The sequence below is a fragment of the Microbacterium sp. genome, from assembly GCF_047606385.1.
Taxonomy (GTDB): domain Bacteria; phylum Actinomycetota; class Actinomycetes; order Actinomycetales; family Microbacteriaceae; genus Microbacterium.
In genome coordinates this window covers 38,753-56,819 of the sequence record NZ_JASGEL010000091.1, presented here as the reverse complement: position 1 = coordinate 56,819, position 18,067 = coordinate 38,753, and the positions used below count along the sequence as shown (strand labels likewise).

Here is an 18,067-nt window from a genome sequence, read left to right as displayed (position 1 = left end):
CTGCCGCGACCGCCGCGGACGGAGGAGGAAATCATGAGCGACGCCGACATGCCGACACCGGGCGAGCCGCTCGGTCCGGTCGCGATCCTGGGCGTGGGGGCGATGGGCGGTGCCATCCTGCAGGGACTGCTGGACTCCGATCTCGACATCGAGGGCGGCATCCGCATCGCCGACAGCTGGCCCGACCGCATCGCCGAGCTGTCGCGGGCGACCGGCGTCACCGGCTACGACGGTGCGACCGACCCGGACGCCAACGCCCGCGCCGTCGACGGGGCTCGCGTCGTCATCGCGGCCGTCAAGCCGCACCAGATGGCGGAGCTGCTGGACCAGATCCGGCCCTCGCTCGGGCCCGACACCGTCCTGATCAGCATCGCCGCCGGCGTGCCGACCTCGGCCATCGAGTCCCGCCTTCCCGACCGTGTCGCCGTCGTGAGGGTGATGCCCAACTCGCCGGCACGCGTCGGGCAGGCCGTCACCGGCGTCGCCGCGGGCTCGCGTGCCCGCCCGTCGCACGTCCGGGTCGCGATGACGCTGTGCGCGACGATCGGCACCGCGGTGGCCGTGCCCGAGGAGATGCTGGACCCGCTGACCAGCATCTCCGGCTCGGGCCCGGCATACGTCTTCCTCTTCATCGAGGCGTTGATCGCCGCAGCCCGGGAGCGAGGATTCGACGCGGACACCGCGCGCCTCCTCGTCGTCGGCACGTTCCGCGGGGCGATCGCGCTGATGGAGACGACCGGCAGCGACCCGGCCGCGTTGCGCGAGCAGGTCACGAGCCCGGGCGGCACGACGCAGGCCGCGCTGGACGTGTTCGCGACCCGCGGGCTCGGCGACATCGTGGACGCCGCGACCGTCGCCGCGGTCGAACGCGCGCACGAGCTGGCCGGCAGCTGACGGCGTGATCCCCACCGGGTTCGCGGTGCACGATGAGGGGAGCCGACGCATGGGCACGCACGTGATGTCACGCCTGGAGTCGTTGCGACCGGGCGAGATGGACGCCCGGCTGGACATCGCCGCCGGCGTGTTCACCCTCCTCGTGTGCGGGGAGCCGGCCGCCTTGAGCGACGTGCTTCCGGTGCTGCACAGCCTCGGCTTCGTCGTGCTGGACGAGCGGCCGACCGCCCACCTCACCGCCGCCGGCGCCGCGGCATGGTCGTACGAGTTCCGCATCCGCACCGAGGCGGCGCCGCGGGCGGACCAGGAGGACGTCGTCGTCGACGCGTTCCGGGCCGTGTGGTCGGGCCGCGCGGAGGCTGATCCGTTCAACGTCCTCGTGCCCAGGCTGGGGCTGCGCTGGCGGGAGGCGGCGCTGCTGCGCGTCTACGCGCGGTTCCTCAAGCAGGCCGGGCTTCCGTTCTCCTCCGCCCAGGTCGTGCGCGTGCTGGAGCGCCACGACGGCGTCACGCGCCGGCTCGTCCGCCTCTTCGGGAGCCTTCTCGACCCGGATCGCATCGACGCCGTCGCGGCGGCCGAGACCGAGGACCGGATCAGGGCGGACATCGAAGGCGTCCCCGGGATCGACGACGACCGGATCCTCCGCGCGTTCCTCTCGCTCGTGCTGAGCACGGTGCGCACCGACTTCTTCCGGGTCGCCGACGACGGCTCGCCGGGGCCGGTGATCACGGTCAAGCTCGACTCCGGCGGCATCCCGGAGCTGCCCGAACCGCGTCCGCTCTTCGAGACGTTCGTCTACGGCCCCGATGTGGAGGGCACCCATCTGCGCTTCTCACGGGTGGCGCGCGGCGGCCTGCGATGGTCCGACCGGATCGACGACTATCGCACCGAGGTGCTGGGCCTGGTGCGCACCCAGATGGTCAAGAACGCGATCATCGTGCCCGCCGGCGCGAAGGGCGTCTTCATCGCCAAACGCGGTGAGGGCGCGGACTGCTATCGCATCTTCGTCTCGGCGCTGCTCGGCGTGACCGACAACCTCGACTCGGCCCAGGCGAGCGTGGTCCCGCCTGCCCGCGTGGTCTGCCGCGACGGGTCCGACTCCTACCTGGTCGTCGCCGCAGACCGCGGCACGGCGGGCTTCTCCGACGTCGCGAACGACGTGGCCGCGGCGCGGGGCTTCTGGCTCGGCGACGCCTTCGCCTCCGGCGGGTCGGTCGGCTACGACCACAAGGCCATCGGGATCACGGCGAAAGGCGCATGGGAGAGCGCGCGGCGACATTTCCGGGAACGCGGCATGGACGCCGACACGGATCCGCTCACTGCCGTCGGAATCGGTGACATGGGCGGCGACGTCTTCGGCAACGGCATGCTGCTCAGCTCACGGATCCGGCTGGTCGCCGCGTTCGACCACCGCCACATCTTCCTCGACCCGGCGCCGGATCCGGCGCGGTCCCACGCGGAGCGGGTCCGCCTGTTCCACCTGCCGCGATCGAGCTGGGCCGACTACGACCGCGCCTCGATCAGCGCGGGAGGCGGCGTCTGGCCGAGGACGGCGAAGTCCATCCCGATCTCCGCCGAGGCGGCCGAGGCGCTCGGACTGGCCGGGGCGTCGTCGCTCTCGTCGCGCGAGCTGATCAGGGCGATCCTGCGCGCGCCCGTCGACCTGCTGTGGAACGGCGGCATCGGCACGTTCGTGAAGGCGCAGGCCGAGACGTCCCTGGACGTCCACGACAAGTCCAACGACGACCTCAGGATCGACGCCGGCGAGGTGCGGGCGCGGGTCGTCGTCGAGGGCGGGAACCTCGGCATCACCCCGCGCGCCCGGATCGAGCTCGCCCAGGCGGGGCACGGGGTCAACAGCGACGCGTGGGACAACTCCGCCGGCGTCGACTGCTCCGATCACGAGGTCAACATCAAGATCCTGCTGGACTCGGCGGTCGCGCGAGGAGGCCTCGATGCGCCGGCTCGCGATCGGCTGCTCGCCGACATGACGCCCGACGTGGTCGAGCTCGTGCTGGCGGAGAACCGCGCGCAGAACGAGCTGCTCGGCACCACGCGGGCTCAGGCCGCTGAGCTCATGGACACCCACGGCCGCCTCATCGGCGACCTCGAGGCGCGCGGCATCCTGAATCGGACGCTCGAGGCCCTCCCGGACGACGAGGACATCCAGCAGCGCCTCGAGCGGGGTGCCGGCCTCACCTCGCCGGAGCTGGCGGCCCTCGCGGCGCACGTCAAGCTGTCCCTCAAAGCAGACCTGCTCTCATCCGATGTGCTCGATGCCGACGAGCTCCTGCCCCGGCTGCAGGCCTACTTCCCGTCCGAGCTGCGACGTCGCTTCCCGGTCGAGCTCGCTCGCCATCCACTCCGGCGGGAGATCCTCGCGACCGCGCTCACCAACGAGCTCGTCGACACCGGCGGGGTGGCCTTCGTCTTCCGCATCGCCGAGGCCAGCGGGGCCTCGACGCCTGACATCGTGCGGGCCTACGTCGCGGCGCACAGCGTGTTCGACGTCCCGCGCCTGCTCGCAGGCATCCGGTTCGCCGCGAACACGCGGGTCTCCGACGCGTTCACGCGCGAGGTGCGGCGTCTGCTCGAACGCGCCACGAGGTGGCTTCTCGCGCAGCGACCGCAACCGGTCGACATGGCGGCGGAGACCGAGCGGTACCGCGACGGCATCCGGTCGATGAGCCGGCTCGTGCCGCACCTGCTCGGCGGTGCGGACGCGGAGATCGTCGAGCAGCGGATGCGGGAGGTCGTCGACCAGGGCGCGACCGTGGCGCAGGCACGCGAGGTGATGACGCTGCTGCACCGGTTCTGCCTGCTCGACGTGATCGACGTCGCCGCCCTGACCGGCGTCGACCGCGAACGGGTCGCGCGCCTCTACTACCGGATCAACGCCCACCTCCAGGTCGACCATCTCCTCACCGCCGTGTCCGCCCTCCCGCAGCGGGAGCGATGGGACACGCAGGCGAGGCTGCTGCTGCGAGGCGACATCTACCGGGCCGTCAAAGCGGTCTGCGTCGACGTGCTGCTCGGAGCGGACCACACCGACGACATCGACGCGCTCATCGCGCGATGGGAGGAGTCCCACCGATCCCGGGTGTCACGCGCCCGCACGACGCTGCGGGAGATCTCCCGTGCGACGCCGCCGGGCTGGACGACGCTCGATGTCGCGGTGCGCGTGTTCGGGGGCATGGCGAGCGCGGCGGCGTACTCTCCCCATCCCGCGGCGCGCTGATCGAACGCCGGGTCGCTGCGGCGGACCGGCATTCCGCGACCTCCGATCGTCACTTTCTGTATGCTTTTTTGCATGCAAGTAATGAGCATGCGACCTCCGGCAGCGCCGAGCGCGTCCGCCAGCGCATGCCTCGACCCATCGAATGAAGGAGCAATCATGAGGCTCTCACTGCTGTCCTACGGCCTGGGCAAGAGCTGGACTCTCGACGAGATGATCGACATCGCGCGCCGGCGGGGGTTCGCCGGCCTCGACTTCCGATGCGAGTACGGAAACGCCCACGGCGTGGAGATCGAGCGCAGCGCACAGGAGCGCCGTGCGATCCGTGACAAGATCCAGGACGCCTACCTCGAGGCGGCGTGCGTGCGCTCGGGCGCCCGGTTCGACAGTCCCGACCCGGCGCAGCGCACGAAGGCCGAGGACAACGCCATCCGGCACATCGAGCTGGCCCACGACATCGCATCGCCCATGGTGCGGGTCTGCGGGAACGACCTGCATCCGGGCGTCGACCGCGACATCACGCTGGCCGGCATCGCGCAGAGCCTCCAGCGTCTCGCCGACGAGGCGGCCTCGGTGGGCATCGAGCTGCTGCTGGAGATGCACGGCGAGATCAACAATTGGCACTTCGCCCTCGAGATCCTGCGCCTGGCCGATCGGCCGAATCTGGGACTGCACTACAACAGCGACCACCGCGACCTCGTGGGAGGCAGCATCGCCTCCACCTATCAGCGGATCAGGCCCTATCTGCGTCACATCGACCTGCACGATCTCGCGAGCGACTTCCCCTACGACGAGCTCATGGCACTCCTGCGCGCGGACTCCTACAGCGGCTATCTCTGCCCGGAGACGCTCGTGGACGTGCCCTCGAAAGAGGACTACGTCGCGCTCTACGCCAATCTCGTGCGTGCGTACTGGGGCGCTCCGCCGGCCCGGACCGTGCCGGGCGACGGGCCGGTCTGAGCGCAGGGCCGCGCCATGCTCGGCGGCACAGATCCGCGCACAACTTCGCATGCAAAGTGGTCTACAATGTGTTACCGTGGACAGCGCGTCGATCGGACGCACCACCGGCCGACGAGGAGACGCTGAGACGTGGATGTGACAGTGACGGCACCGGCAGAGCGGCGCACGACCGAGAGCGACGGACAGGTGCGAGGCGCCGATCTGCTCGTGGAGACGCTGGTCTCGGCGGGGGTCAAGGAGATCTTCGGCCTTCCCGGCGACACCGGGGTCGTGTTCTACGACGCGTTGAACGACCACCGCGACGACATCGTCCACGTGCTCACCCGAGACGAGCGTCACGCGCTCGCGATGGCCGACGCCTATTCGCGCACGACGGGTCGCGTGGGCGTCGCGGAGGTCTCCAGCGGTGGCGGGTGCAGCTATGCGGTCGGCTCGATGGGAGAGTCGTACGCGGCGGGGATTCCCGTCCTGCTCATCACCTCGGACATCCATACGGCCAGCCGCGGCTCCGGGGCTCTCACCGAGATCGACCAGGTGAAGCTCTTCAGCGCCGTGACCAAGTTCTCGCGGGTGGTGGAACGGCCGGCGGACATCCCCGCGGCGGTCGCCGACGCGCTGCGCGCCGCGACGACGGGTCGCCCCGCCCCGGTGGTGCTGATCTTCCCCGAGGACGTGCTCGACCACACCATCGCCCGCGACGAGCTGACCGACGCCGCCATTCCCTCGGTCGAAGACCTTCCCGCCGAGCGGCCCGCCGCGGCCACCGATGTCGTGCAGGCCGCGGTCGCGGCGATCGCCCGCGCGAAGCGACCCGCGATCGTCGCCGGCTCCGGCGTGCACACCTCGTCCGCCGCCGCCGAGCTGCGGGCCCTCGCCGAGCGTGTCGGCGCCCCGGTGGCCACGAGCATCCACGGCAAAGGCGTGATCGCCGACGACGATCCCTACTCGCTCGGCGTGGTCGGCAACAACGGCGCCCGCCGCTACGCGTTCGACTACGTCGCATCCGCGGACACCGTGATCTTCGTCGGAACGCGCGCGAACGCGACCAACACCGACAGCTGGCGGGCGCCGCGCCGGGAACCGGACGTGACCGTGATCCACATCGACATCGACGCCACCCGCGCCGGGAGGAACTATCCGGGCTCCCTGGCGGTCGTCGGAGACAGCCGCACCGTGCTCCGCCAGCTCCTCGACGCGCTCGAGGGCGTAGACCTCGCCGTGGACCGCGACGCGGTCGTCGCGGAGGTGGCCGCCGCGAGGCGCGCCTGGAAGGAGGCCGGCGTCCCGACCTCGACCGAGGCCGGCAAGCTCTCGCCGGCCGACGTCGTCACGCGCGTGCAGGCGGTGTTCGGCTCCGAGGTCGTCGCCGTGGGCGACCCGGGAACGCCGACGCCGTACCTCGCCTCGTTCTGGGAGCTCGACAAGCCGGGCCGCACGGTGGTGCTGCCGCGAGGACACGGCGCGATGGGATATGCGATCCCGGCCGCCATGGGGGCCGCCATCGGCACCGGAGGCCGCGTGGTCTGCTTCACCGCCGACGGCAGTTTCGCGATGGCCTGCGGCGAGCTGGAGACCGCGGCCCGGTATCAGCTGCCGGTGCTGTTCATCGAGTTCGACAACGCGAGCTACGGTTGGATAAAGATGCTCCAGCACCTGTACATGGGCCAGCGCTATTTCGGGGTGACCCCCGGCGCGATCGACGCCGTGAAGGTGGCGGAGGCATGCGGCGTGCCGGGAGCGGACGTCCGCACCCTCGACGAGCTGGAGATCGAGCTCCGGGCGGCGCGCGACCGGCAGGGGCCGACATTCCTGAGCATCCGGGTGCCTCACGTCATCGACCAGCTCCCGCCCGTCTCGGCATGGGACGTCCCCGAGTCCGGCGAGGTCGTCCGACCCGTCTATTGACGGCCCGCCATCAGGCCAGCCGTCGCCCAAGGAAGAACACAGGGCACGCACGCGCCCGAAATGGAGGTTCGAGAAATGCAAACGCTGTTCCACTTCTCCGAGGTCGTCGTCATGGTCCGGCACTGGTACGAGGTCGGCACCGGTCATGAAGAGCACGGGGCGCGCATCGACCTGCGCACCGTCACGCCGATCGTGATGCGCGGGAGCCGCTCGGTCGCCCAGCCGATCCTCATCGACGGGATCTTCTGGCGCGCGGACCTCTTCGACACCGTCGGACTGCCGAAGGGCAACGGCAGGTCGGCGCACTTCCACCCCCGGTTCCCGGGGATGGAGCCGGAGTACGGGAACTTCGACGACGCGCTGAACGCCGATCCCCACGGCTGGGCGGCGAGGCAGCTCGAGGACATCACCGCGATGGCCGAGACCGCCGGCGTCCGGCTCGCCGACCCCGAGCGGAGCGCGGCCGAGGTGCGAGCCGGCCTGCCCGTCATCATGGCCGCCGTCGAATCGTACGGAGCCCGCTCGTGCGTCTCGCCGGAGTGGTGTCGGAGCATGACCACCGACACCGGCTACGTCATCGACGGCCAGGTCGCGGACTACCGCGGCGGCGAAGGCGGCGATCCTCGCTGCCAGCCCGAGGCGGCAGCCGCCTGGGCGGTCTGACGAGAACCACTCCTCCAGCTATCAGAAAGGCCTCGCATGCCCATACGTGTCGGCGTCGACATCGGTGGGACGTTCACCGATCTCGCAGCGATCGACGATGCCTCCGGCGAGGTGATCGCCTTCAAGGTCTTCACCACCCCCGACGATCCCGCCGAGGGCGTTCTCGACGGTCTGCGGACCCTCCTGCGCGACCACGGCGTGGACGCCGCCGAGGTCGTCTACTTCGCCCACGGCACGACCCTGGCGCTCAACACGCTGATCGAGCGCGGCGGCGCGGCGACGGGCCTGATCGTCAGCAGCGGCTTCGCGGACATGCTGGAGATGGCGCGGCTCAAACTGGAGAACCCGTCGGACCTGTTCTCGGTCAAGCAGCCCCTCCTCGTGCCGCGCCGTCTGGTGCGGGAGATCAGCGCGCGCCTGCTCGCCTCCGGGGACGAGCTGCGGCCGGTCGACGAGGAAGAGGTGCTCCGGCAGGTCGCGTCGCTGCATGCCGCAGGCGTCCAGGCGATCGCCGTGTGCCTGATGCACTCCTACCGCGACCCGCGGCACGAGGACGCGGTCCGCGAGATCATCGAGAGCACGTATCCGGACCTGTTCGTCAGCGTCTCCAGCAGCGTCTGGCCCGTGCAGCGCGAGTACGAACGCGGCCTGATCACGGTGATGAACGCGTACGTCGGCGATCGGATGCGGACGTATTTCACGGCTCTCCGTGAGGGGATGCGGGAACTGGGCATCCAGGCGCCGATCCTGACGACGCGCTCGAACGGCGGGCTGATGGGTGTGGAGGCGGCGAAGGACAACCCCGTCCACATGCTGCTGTCCGGTCCCGCCGCCGGCGTGACGGCGGCGACGCACATCGCGAGGCTCGCCGGCGAGTCGCGCATCGTCACGCTCGACATCGGCGGCACCAGCGCGGACGTGTCGATCATCGACGGCGAGATCCCGTACTCGACGGAGGCCCGCATCGGGGCGCTTCCGCTCATCCTCCCGACGGTGGACATCTCCGCGATCGGCGCCGGCGGCGGTTCGATCGCGACCGTCGGGCCCGGCGGGAACCTCCAGGTCGGCCCGGCGAGCGCGGGATCGACGCCCGGTCCCGCCTGCTATCGGCGCGGCGGCACCCAGGCGACGGTCACCGACGCCCTCCTCGTCGCCGGCATCGTGAATCCTCGTCGCTTCCTCGACGGCCGGCTCGAGCTCTCGCCGGCCGCGGCGGAGTCGGCGCTCTCCACGATCGGCGACGAGCTCGATCTCGACGTGCCATCGGTGTCCAGCGCCATCCTCGACATCGCCATCGCGAACATGCACGCCCAGCTCGTGCCGCTGCTGGCGCTGCGCGGGCTGTCGGCGTCCGACTACGCCCTGTTCGCCTACGGCGGGGCGGGCCCGACGATGGCCATGCTCGTGGCCGAGGTCATCGGCTTCGACAAGGTGATCATCCCCAACCGGCCCGGCACGCTGTGCGCGCAGGGCGGGTTGGTGGCGGACTTCCGGCACGATGTCGTCCGCAGCCTCAACGTCGAGGCGCGCACGGTCTCCGACGACGCCCTCGAGGAGGTCTTCGGCGAGCTCGAGGCGGCTGCTCGCGAGTGGTTCCGGCTCTCGCCGAACGCGGACGCCCACTATCTCCGCAAAGCCGAGGTGCGCTACGTCGGCCAGACGTTCACGGTGGACGTGGATCTGCCGCGGCTGGAGAGCGGCGGCACCACCCGGGTGTCGGAGGTGGTCGAGGCCTTCCACCGCGACTACCGCAGGGCATACGGCATCGCCGACGAAGACGCGGCGGTGGAGATCGTCGCCGCCCAGGTGACGCTCGTGGCGCCGAACGCCGTGCCGGTCGTCTCCCGCCGCGTGGACGCCGACGGGCAGCGCAGCGCCGAGCCGACCCGGCGTCCGGTCGCCTATCACGGCGAGATCGTCGTCGCCGCGATCTACGAGCGATCGCTGCTCGCCCCGCAGGACGCGTTCTGCGGGCCGGCGGTCATCGAATCCGACGACACGACGATCTTCGTGCCGCCGACCTTCTCGGTCGTGATCGACTCCGAGTTGAACATTGTCGCGAAAGCGAGGGATGACGCGTGACCACCAAGGCCGTCCAGACCGAGATCCTGAAGAACCGGTTCAAGTCGATCGCCGAAGAGATGACCGCGGTCGTCCTGCAGACGGCGTTCACGGTCTACATCAAGGAGACCGCGGACTTCGGGTGCGCACTGGTCGCGCCCGACGGCGAGGTCTTCGCCACCGCCACGGACCGCGCCGACAACTCGATGGTGGGACTGCCGACGATGAAGGCGATCGAGGCGCTCGCGCCCTACCGGCCGGGCGACGTCGGCATCGCCAACGACCCGTTCTCGACCGGGGGGCTCGCCACCCACCTCCCCGACGTCTTCCTGTGGAAGGCGATCTTCGTCGAGGACGAGGTCGTGGGCTACGCGATGTCCTTCATCCACTCGTCAGACGTCGGCGGTGTCGTGCCGGGCAGCATCGCGATGTCCAGCCGCGACATCTACCACGAGGGCCTGCGGATCCCGCCCGTGCGGCTGTACGAAGGCGGCGTGCTCAACACGGCGGTCAGGGACATCATCAAGCTCAACTCCCGCATCCCCGAGCCGTTCTGGGGCGACATCCAGGCCCAGATCGCCGGTCTCAACCGCGGCGAGCAGCGGATCCTGGAGGTCGTCGATCGCTACGGCGCCGAGGCGGTGCGGCAGGGGATCGGCGACGTGATGGACCTCGCGGAGCACCGCGCGAGGGACCTGCTCTCGCGGATCCCCGACGGCGTCTATCGCTTCGTCGACTACATGGAGCGCGACGCCCCGGGCGCGCGTCCGGTCCGCATCGAGTGCACGCTCGAGTCCCGCGGCTCCGACCTCTACCTGGACTTCGAGGGCACGGACGTCGAGGTGCGCGCCGCGCTGAACCTGCCGACCTACGGCCACCCCGTGCACTACCAGGTCACGGTCCCGATCCGGAACTGGCTGCGCACGATGGAGCCGACGATCCCCTACAACTCGGGAATGGTGCGGTCGATCCACTTCCGGGCGCCCGAGGGCACGCTCCTGCACCCCGGGCCCGAGGCGGCGTGCGGCGCGCGCTACGCGACCGCGATGCGCGTCCACGACTGCATCCTCGGCTGTCTCGTCCAGGCCATGCCCGACCTGTTCCCCACCGCGGGGCCCGGCTCCGCCGCGATCGTGCTGGTGGCCGCGATGGACGAGCACACCGGCACGCAGAAGGTGGCGGTGGCGCAGCCGTTCCTCGGCGGCTCCGGGGCGCGTCCCCACCTGGACGGCGTCGACGGATCCACGTTCGGCGGCGGGGGCCACCTGGCGAACGTCCCGAACGAGGTGCTCGAGGCGGAGATGCCCATCCTCGTCGAGGAGTACGGCCTGCTTCCGGGCTCCTCCGCGCCAGGCGAGCATCGCGGCGGCGTCGGCGTCGAGTTCCGGATGCGTTCGCTGCAGGACGGCGTGGAGGTCGCGACCCGTGGTCTCGAGCGCTTCCACTTCCAGCCGTGGGGAGTGGCGGGCGGCGCCCCGGGCGCTCGCGGCGACGTCGTCCTCAACGCGGGCACCGAGCGGGAACAGGCAATCGGGCGGGTGGACCTGGTGCCGCTCGGCTACGGCGACACGATCAGCTTCCGCACGCCGACGGGCGGCGCCATCGGGCGTCCGCAGGACCGGCCTGCGCACCTGGTCGCGGCCGACGTCGACGCGGGCCTGCTCGACGCGAGGCAGGCCCGGGAGCAGTACGGCGTCGTCGTCGACGACGCCGGCGTCGTGGACGACGACGCGACCGCCGCCGAGCGCGGCCGCCGCGCGACACCGGGCTCGGCCGACGGAGAGCCGGGGTTCAGCTACGGCGCCGGGCGGGAGGCGCACGACGCGCGGTGGGGCGCCGGTGCGGAACGCCGGCTCGTCACCGAGCTGCGGGCGTACCCGCACGTCGTCCGCGAGACCGTCAACCAGCGGGTGCTGGAGCGGCTGAACACGGTGCTGACCGCCACCGGCGAGACCGTCATCACGGTGCAGATGGTGGAGCACGCGTTCTCCGGGATGAGCCATGACTGAGCGCGCGGACACGCGAGGCGGCTACGACGTCGTGATCGTCGGCGGCGGCGTCATGGGTCTGGCCACGGCGGTGCAGCTGCGCGAGTCCGGCGTCGAGCGGGTCTGCGTCGTCGATCGGTATCAGCCGGGCGGCGGTGTATCGCTGCTGGGCGGCGGCGGGATCCGCTCGCAGTTCGCGCAGCCGGTGAACGTCGCCCTCACGCTGCGGATGCTGCAGATCATGGCCGAGTGGCGGGATCGCGACGACGTGCGAAGCGACTTCCAGGCGAACGGCTATCTCTACCTGAGCACCGAGCCGGCGCACGACGAGCTGCGGGCGTCGATCGCCGAGGTCGTGCGCGGCGGTGGCGGCTCCATCGAGCGGCTGACGGGTGCCGATCTGGAGTCGGTCGTGCCGGGCATGCGCATGGACGGGGTCCGCGGCGGCTGGTACACCGCCCACGACGGCACGGCATCGCCCGCCGCCGTCCTGCAGTCGCTCCTCGACCTGTGCGAGCGCCATGGCGTCGACATCGTGGAGGGTCGCGACGTCGCCGTCGACGTCCGCCACGAACGCGCGCGGGGAGTCACGGCCGCCGAGGGCGGCATCGCAGCGGACGCCGTCGTGGTCGCCGCCGGCATGGGCAGCATCCCGGCCCTGTCGCCGGCCGGGTGGGTGCCGCCGATCCGGAACCAGCGGGGGCAGATCTTCCTGACCGCTCCGCAGCACGGCCTGCCCGTCCGCCTCCCGCTCGTCTTCGACATGGGCACGCGCGGGTACTTCGTGTCGAGCCGGCGGGGGCTGATCATCGGCGGAGCCGACCGCGAGGATGCGGTGTTCTTCGACGCGTCCGAGCCCGAGCGGACCGTCGGCCTGTTGACCCACCGGCTGCCCGGGCTGCGCGCGGACCAGGTGTTCGTGTCGGAATGGGGTCACCGCGCGGCATCCCCGGACGACATCGGCATCGTCGGCGCCGTCCCCGGCACGGACGGGCTGTACGTGGCCACCGGACTCGGTCATCACGGCTTCATGCACGCGCTGCCGGCGGCGGAGATCCTCGTGGCGCGCATGCTCGGGCGCCATCAGATGCTGGACGACACAGCGCTCGCCCCCGCTCGATTCGGCTGACGCGCGTCCCCGACGGGCCGGGAAACTTGAGAAAAATTTTTGCGGACAAGTTCGCATGCAAGCTGGTACGCTGAAGCGATGAGAGAGCGGGTGACCATCAGATGCTGAGATACGTGATCCGGCGGGTCCTCGAGGCCGTCCCGGTGCTGTTCATCATCGTGACGCTCGTCTTCCTGCTGGTTTACGTCGCCGGCGACCCGGTCGCGAGCCTGCTGGGCGATCATGCGACGCCCGAGCAGGTCGAGGCCCTGCGGCACTCCCTCGGCCTGGACCGGCCGCTGTACGTGCAGTACCTCGACTACATCTGGCACGCGATCCAGGGCGATTTCGGTGTCTCGTACCGCTACAACCAGCCGGCGCTGGGACTCGTCCTCGATCGCCTGCCGGTCACGCTCACGCTCGCGGTGTGGGGAATCGTCGTCGCGATCGTCCTGTCCGTGCCCTCGGGCGTGTATCTCGCGGTCAACCGCGGCAAGAAGATCGACACGGTCCTCTCCTCGGTCGCGGTCTTCGGCAAGGCGATGCCGACGTTCTGGCTGGGGATCATGCTCATCCTCCTGTTCGCGGTCACCCTGCGGCTGGTCCCCGTCTCCGGGTCGGGCAGCTGGCAGAGCCTGATCCTGCCCTCGGTGTCGATCGCGATCGCCCTGGCCGCGGAGATCATGATGCTCGTCCGTTCCAGCGTCATCGAAGAGCTGAACAAGGACTACATCCGCACGGCACGCGGGAAGGGACTGCCCGAGGCCGTCATCCTGTACGGGCACGCACTGCGCAACGCCTTCGTCCCGGTCGTCAGCATCATCCTGCTGCTGTTCACGAGCCTGCTCGGCGGGGTCATCGTCACCGAGACCGTCTTCGCCTGGCCGGGCATGGGCCTGCTCCTGGTCAACTCCGTGTCGAACCGGGACCTGCCGGTGGTGCAGGCGAGTGTCTTCGTCATCGCGGTGATGGTCATCCTCGTCAACATCGTCGGCGACGTCGTGTTCCGGCTCGCCGACCGCCGGATCGGGGTCAAGGGATGAGCGAGGCGCGGTCATGAGCACACAGGACATCTCGGCGCCTGTGGTGCGCAAGGGCACGCTGCTCGCGTCCATGACATGGCCGGCACGCGTGAGCATCGTCGTCCTGTTGATCGTCTGCGCGACCGCGGCGCTCGCCCGGGTGATCGCGCCGTACGACCCGACGGCCGTCGACCCCGTGCAGGCGCTGCTGCCGCCGTTCACGACCAGCCCGAGCTGGCACCTGCTCGGGACGGACGAGCTCGGGCGCGACATCCTCTCTCGTCTCATGGTCGGCTCGCAGGTCTCGATCGTCGTGGGCGCGCTCGGCGTCGTCGTGTCGGGAGCCATCGGCCTGGTGGTCGGGATCGTCGCGGGCTACTTCGGCGGAGCCGTCGACGCGATCCTCATGCGGATCGTCGACGCGCTCCTCTCGATCCCGGCGATCCTGCTGATCCTCGCCGTGCTCGCGATCCTGAGTCCCGGACTGCTCACCCTCATCATCGTGCTCGGCCTGACCAGTTGGGTGATCTATGCGCGGCAGATCAGGAACGAGGTGCTCGAGATCCGCGAGCGCCTGTTCATCAAGGCGGCCCGGACGTTCGGGTCGAGCCACGTGTACATCATGGTCCGGCACATCCTGCCCAACGTCGTGCCGACCTTCGTCGTGCTCTCGACGCTGAGCGTGGCGACCCTGATCGTGACGGAGTCGTCGCTGAGCTTCCTCGGTGTCGGCATCCAGCCGCCGGACATCTCCTGGGGCCTGATGCTGTCTGACGGACGCGACTACCTGGCGACCGCGTGGTGGCTGAGCACCTTCCCCGGCCTGTGCATCACGTTCACCGTCGTCTGCGTGCTGTTCGTCGGCGACTGGCTGCGGGCGGTGCTCGACCCTCGACTGAAGACGACGCTGTGAGGTGGCGCAGATGACGACCGATTCCACATCACCGTTGCTGGTCGTGGACGACCTCTGCGTCTCGACCGTCGATGCGCCGGACACGCCGATCGTGCGGAACGTGTCGTTCAGCATGGACGCCGGAGACCGCGTCGCCATCGTCGGCGAGTCGGGCTCGGGCAAGAGCCTGACCTGCTTCTCCATCCTGGGCCTGCTCGACCCGGGGCTGCGCGTGAGCGGGGGCGACATCCGCTGGGACGGCGTGAGCATGGTCCGCATGTCGGCGCAGAAGCGCCGCCGGGTGCTGCGGACCGACCTCTCCATCGTCTACCAGGAGCCGTTGACCGCGCTGAACCCGCTGATGCCGATCAGCCGGCAGATTCGCGAGGGCGGGACCTCGGTGAGCCAGCGCGACGTGCTCGACATCCTCCACGAGGTCGGCATCCGCGACCCGGAACGGGTCGCCCGCGCGATCCCGCACGAGCTGTCGGGCGGCATGCGCCAGCGCGCGATGATCGCGATGGCGATGGTCAAGTCGCCCCGCCTGCTCATCGCCGACGAGCCGACCACGGCGCTGGACGTGACCATCGAGTACCAGGTGCTGCGGATGATGTTCGACCTCACCCACCGGCGGGGGACGGCGCTGCTGTTCGTGACCCACGACCTCGGCGTCGTCGCCCGGCTCGCCCAGCGGGTGATCGTCATGTACCGCGGGCAGGTTGTCGAGGAGGGGTCGACGGCCACCGTCCTGCGCGCCCCGCAGCACGAATACACCCGACGCCTGCTGGCGGCGTCGTCGCTCGCGACGGCCCGGACCCTGGTGCTCGAGGACGAGGAGGGCCGGTGATGGACGAGAGCCAGCCGATCCTGCAGATGACGGGCATCGTGAAGACCTTCTACGTGCGGAACCGGCTCCAGCGCGTGCCGGTGCGTGCGCTCGACGACGTCGACGTGGTGCTGCGGCGGGGGAAGGTGCTCGGGATCATCGGCGAGTCCGGGTCGGGGAAGTCCACGCTCGCCAACATCATCATGGGACTGGAGACTCCCGACGCGGGAACGATGCTGTTCGACGGCGCGGCGGTCGATCTGCACGCCAAGCGGTCCTCGCAGCGGGCGCTGCGCGCGATCCAGGTGGTCTTCCAGGACCCCTATTCGTCGCTGAACCCGCGGATGAGGGTGAAGGCGCTGCTCCGGGAGCCGCTGCGGCACGAGCGCTTCGACCGCAGCCAGGACTTCGTGCAGCGGTGCGTCTCGCTGCTCGAGATGGTGGGGCTGCCCGCCTCGGCGTTGGAGAAGTACCCGCACCAGTTCTCCGGCGGCCAGCGCCAGCGGATCGCGATCGCGCGCGCGCTGGCGATGAACCCGAAGGTGCTGGTGTGCGACGAGGCGGTCTCGGCGCTCGACGTCTCGATCCAGGCGCAGATCCTGGCGCTGCTCATCGACCTGAAGGAGCGGCTCGGGCTCTCGATCGTGTTCATCGCCCACGGGCTGAACGCGGTCGAGCGGATCAGCGACGACGTGGTCGTCATGAACCTCGGAAAGGTCGTCGAGCACGGTCCCGCCGGCGTGGTCCTCCAGAACCCCGCGACCGACTACACGAAGAAGCTCGTGGAGATCAGTCGCGACATCGTGCCTTTCACCCTCGTCCCCGGTGAAGGAGGTGTTCCCCCTCGTACCGAAGTCCTCGCCGCCATCTCGGAGGCGGTTCGTGTCGTTCCTGCATCAAGAAGAACCTGGAGAAGAAAGAAATGGTAAAGAAGCATCCTCGGCGAGGCATCGCGCTCGTCGCGGCGGGCGTGGCCGCCGCCCTCGCCCTCGCAGGCTGCGCGGGCGTGGGCTCGAGCACGGAGACCGGCGACTACAGCAAGCTCGTCATCGCGCAGAGCGCTGACACGACCACGCTCGACCCGGGCGCGGTGCCCAGCATCAACGGCGAGCGGATCGACCGCAACATCTACAGCAGGCTCGTGACCTTGGACCCGGAGACCCTGGACCCGGTCGGCGACCTGGCGACCGACTGGGAGCAGGTGGACGACCTCACCTGGGACTTCACGCTGCGAGACGACGTGAAGTTCTCCGACGGCAGCGCGCTCACGGGCGACGACGTCGTCTACTCCCTGATGCGCGTCGCGACCGACCAGACCCTGACGCAGTACTCGTTCTTCAGCGGCATCGAGTCCGTGACCGCGGACGGCGACACGATCGAGATCAAGACGAAGGCCGCGATGCCGACGATGCTCCGCGTGCTCGCCTCGGTCGGCGGCTCCATCCTGCCGCAGCAGCTGATCGCGGACGAGGGGATGGACGCCTACCTCCAGAGCCCCGTCGGGTCCGGTCCCTACAAGATCGACGAGTGGGTGCGGGACGATCACATCACGCTGAGCCCGTCGTCGAACTACTTCGGTGACACGCCGAAGTGGGCACAGGTGGTGGTGCGGACCATCCCCGAGGCCTCGACGCGTGTGAGCGAGCTGCTGACGGGCGGCGCGGACATCGTCACGGACGTCGATCCGACCGACTGGGATCGGCTCGACGACGACGGCACCGCGCAGACCGTGCTCGGCCCGAGCACGCGCGTGATGCTGCTCGCCCTGCGCACGAACGACCCTTGGGTCACCGCGGACTCGCGCGTGCGGGAGGCGATCGACCTCGCGATCGACAAGGACCTGATCACGAGCACCCTGTTCAAGGGCGAGGCGACCACGCTGCGTGAGCGCGCGGTGGAGGGCGTCTTCGGGGCCAACCCGGACCTCCTGAACACCTCGGTGTACGACCAGGACCGTGCCAAGGAGCTCGTCCAGGAGGTCGGCGGCGGCCAGCCGATCACGATCCACATCACCGCGCCTTCGGACCGTTACCTCCTGGACACCCAGGTCGCCCAGCTGATCGTGAGCGAGCTCGACGCCGTCGGGTTCGACGTGCAGCTGGACACGCTCAGCGGGACGGCGTATCTGGACGCGTTCAGCAACAAGACCAATCAGGAGGGTCTGCTGATCGCGCTCGGGGACCCGATCCTGGACTCGAGCAGCGACGTCCCGTGGTTCCAGGGCGGCAACAGCGCGAACGTGGGTCGGCTCGACTACGAGAATCCCGAGGTCGACGCGCTGATCACGGCAGCGGCGTCCGAGATGGACGACACCCAGCGGCAGGCGGACTACGAGCAGATCTGGTCGATCATCTCGGAGGATCGACCGGCGGTGTTCCTGTACCAGCAGCCCGATGCCTACGGGGTCTCCGACCGGGTGAACTTCACGCCCGTGCTGGATGAGCGGATCTATTTCGACGACATCACCGTGAACTAGCAGGTCGAGGCCGGGGCCGGAGCGTGTGGACGCGCCG

At 70.1% G+C, this 18,067-nt stretch carries 13 protein-coding genes; all 13 read left to right on the top strand.

Features of this window, described 5'->3' with window-relative positions:
• The first annotated feature begins 33 nt into the window (after positions 1 to 33).
• The 13 genes from proC (at position 34) to QM626_RS08690 (ending at position 18,030) form a co-directional block, all read left to right on the top strand.
• Positions 34 to 894 (top strand): pyrroline-5-carboxylate reductase, encoded by an 861-nt coding sequence (proC, locus tag QM626_RS08750; protein WP_415076071.1) that lies wholly within the window; start codon positions 34 to 36, stop codon positions 892 to 894.
• 49 nt (positions 895 to 943) lie between these two features.
• Positions 944 to 4,132, top strand: a complete 3,189-nt coding sequence (locus QM626_RS08745; protein WP_415076069.1) for an NAD-glutamate dehydrogenase domain-containing protein — start codon at positions 944 to 946, stop codon at positions 4,130 to 4,132.
• A 156-nt stretch (positions 4,133 to 4,288) separates the two neighbouring features.
• Entirely contained in the window at positions 4,289 to 5,089 is an 801-nt protein-coding gene (locus QM626_RS08740; RefSeq protein ID WP_415076067.1) for a sugar phosphate isomerase/epimerase family protein, read from the top strand.
• Positions 5,090 to 5,230: 141 nt separating this feature from the next.
• Positions 5,231 to 6,994 carry a thiamine pyrophosphate-binding protein gene (locus tag QM626_RS08735; RefSeq protein ID WP_415076065.1) on the top strand — a complete coding sequence of 588 codons (1,764 nt, stop codon included), beginning with the start codon at positions 5,231 to 5,233 and terminating at the stop codon, positions 6,992 to 6,994.
• 75 nt (positions 6,995 to 7,069) lie between these two features.
• Positions 7,070 to 7,657, top strand: a complete 588-nt coding sequence (locus QM626_RS08730; protein ID WP_415076063.1) for a hypothetical protein — start codon at positions 7,070 to 7,072, stop codon at positions 7,655 to 7,657.
• Between the two features lie 36 nt (positions 7,658 to 7,693).
• Positions 7,694 to 9,739: a hydantoinase/oxoprolinase family protein gene (locus QM626_RS08725; protein ID WP_415076061.1), complete on the top strand. Its 2,046-nt coding sequence runs from the start codon at positions 7,694 to 7,696 to the stop codon at positions 9,737 to 9,739.
• Positions 9,736 to 11,727 (top strand): hydantoinase B/oxoprolinase family protein, encoded by a 1,992-nt coding sequence (locus QM626_RS08720; protein WP_415076059.1) that lies wholly within the window; start codon positions 9,736 to 9,738, stop codon positions 11,725 to 11,727. Before QM626_RS08725 ends, QM626_RS08720 begins: the two co-directional genes overlap by 4 nt.
• A complete protein-coding gene (locus tag QM626_RS08715) occupies positions 11,720 to 12,835 on the top strand; it encodes an NAD(P)/FAD-dependent oxidoreductase (RefSeq protein WP_415076057.1) in 1,116 nt (371 codons plus the stop codon). The genes QM626_RS08720 and QM626_RS08715 overlap by 8 nt, the downstream gene beginning before the upstream one ends.
• Positions 12,836 to 12,948: 113 nt before the next feature.
• Positions 12,949 to 13,857, top strand: a complete 909-nt coding sequence (locus QM626_RS08710; protein ID WP_415076055.1) for an ABC transporter permease — start codon at positions 12,949 to 12,951, stop codon at positions 13,855 to 13,857.
• Between the two features lie 13 nt (positions 13,858 to 13,870).
• Complete coding sequence (locus tag QM626_RS08705; protein ID WP_415076053.1) at positions 13,871 to 14,749, top strand: ABC transporter permease; 879 nt, start codon at positions 13,871 to 13,873, stop codon at positions 14,747 to 14,749.
• A gap of 10 nt (positions 14,750 to 14,759) precedes the next feature.
• Positions 14,760 to 15,575 (top strand): ATP-binding cassette domain-containing protein, encoded by an 816-nt coding sequence (locus tag QM626_RS08700; RefSeq protein ID WP_415076051.1) that lies wholly within the window; start codon positions 14,760 to 14,762, stop codon positions 15,573 to 15,575.
• Positions 15,575 to 16,483, top strand: coding sequence for an ATP-binding cassette domain-containing protein (locus QM626_RS08695; protein WP_415076049.1), 909 nt, complete (start codon positions 15,575 to 15,577; stop codon positions 16,481 to 16,483). Before QM626_RS08700 ends, QM626_RS08695 begins: the two co-directional genes overlap by 1 nt.
• Positions 16,477 to 18,030, top strand: a complete 1,554-nt coding sequence (locus tag QM626_RS08690; protein WP_415076047.1) for an ABC transporter substrate-binding protein — start codon at positions 16,477 to 16,479, stop codon at positions 18,028 to 18,030. The genes QM626_RS08695 and QM626_RS08690 overlap by 7 nt, the downstream gene beginning before the upstream one ends.
• Positions 18,031 to 18,067 lie beyond the last annotated feature (37 nt).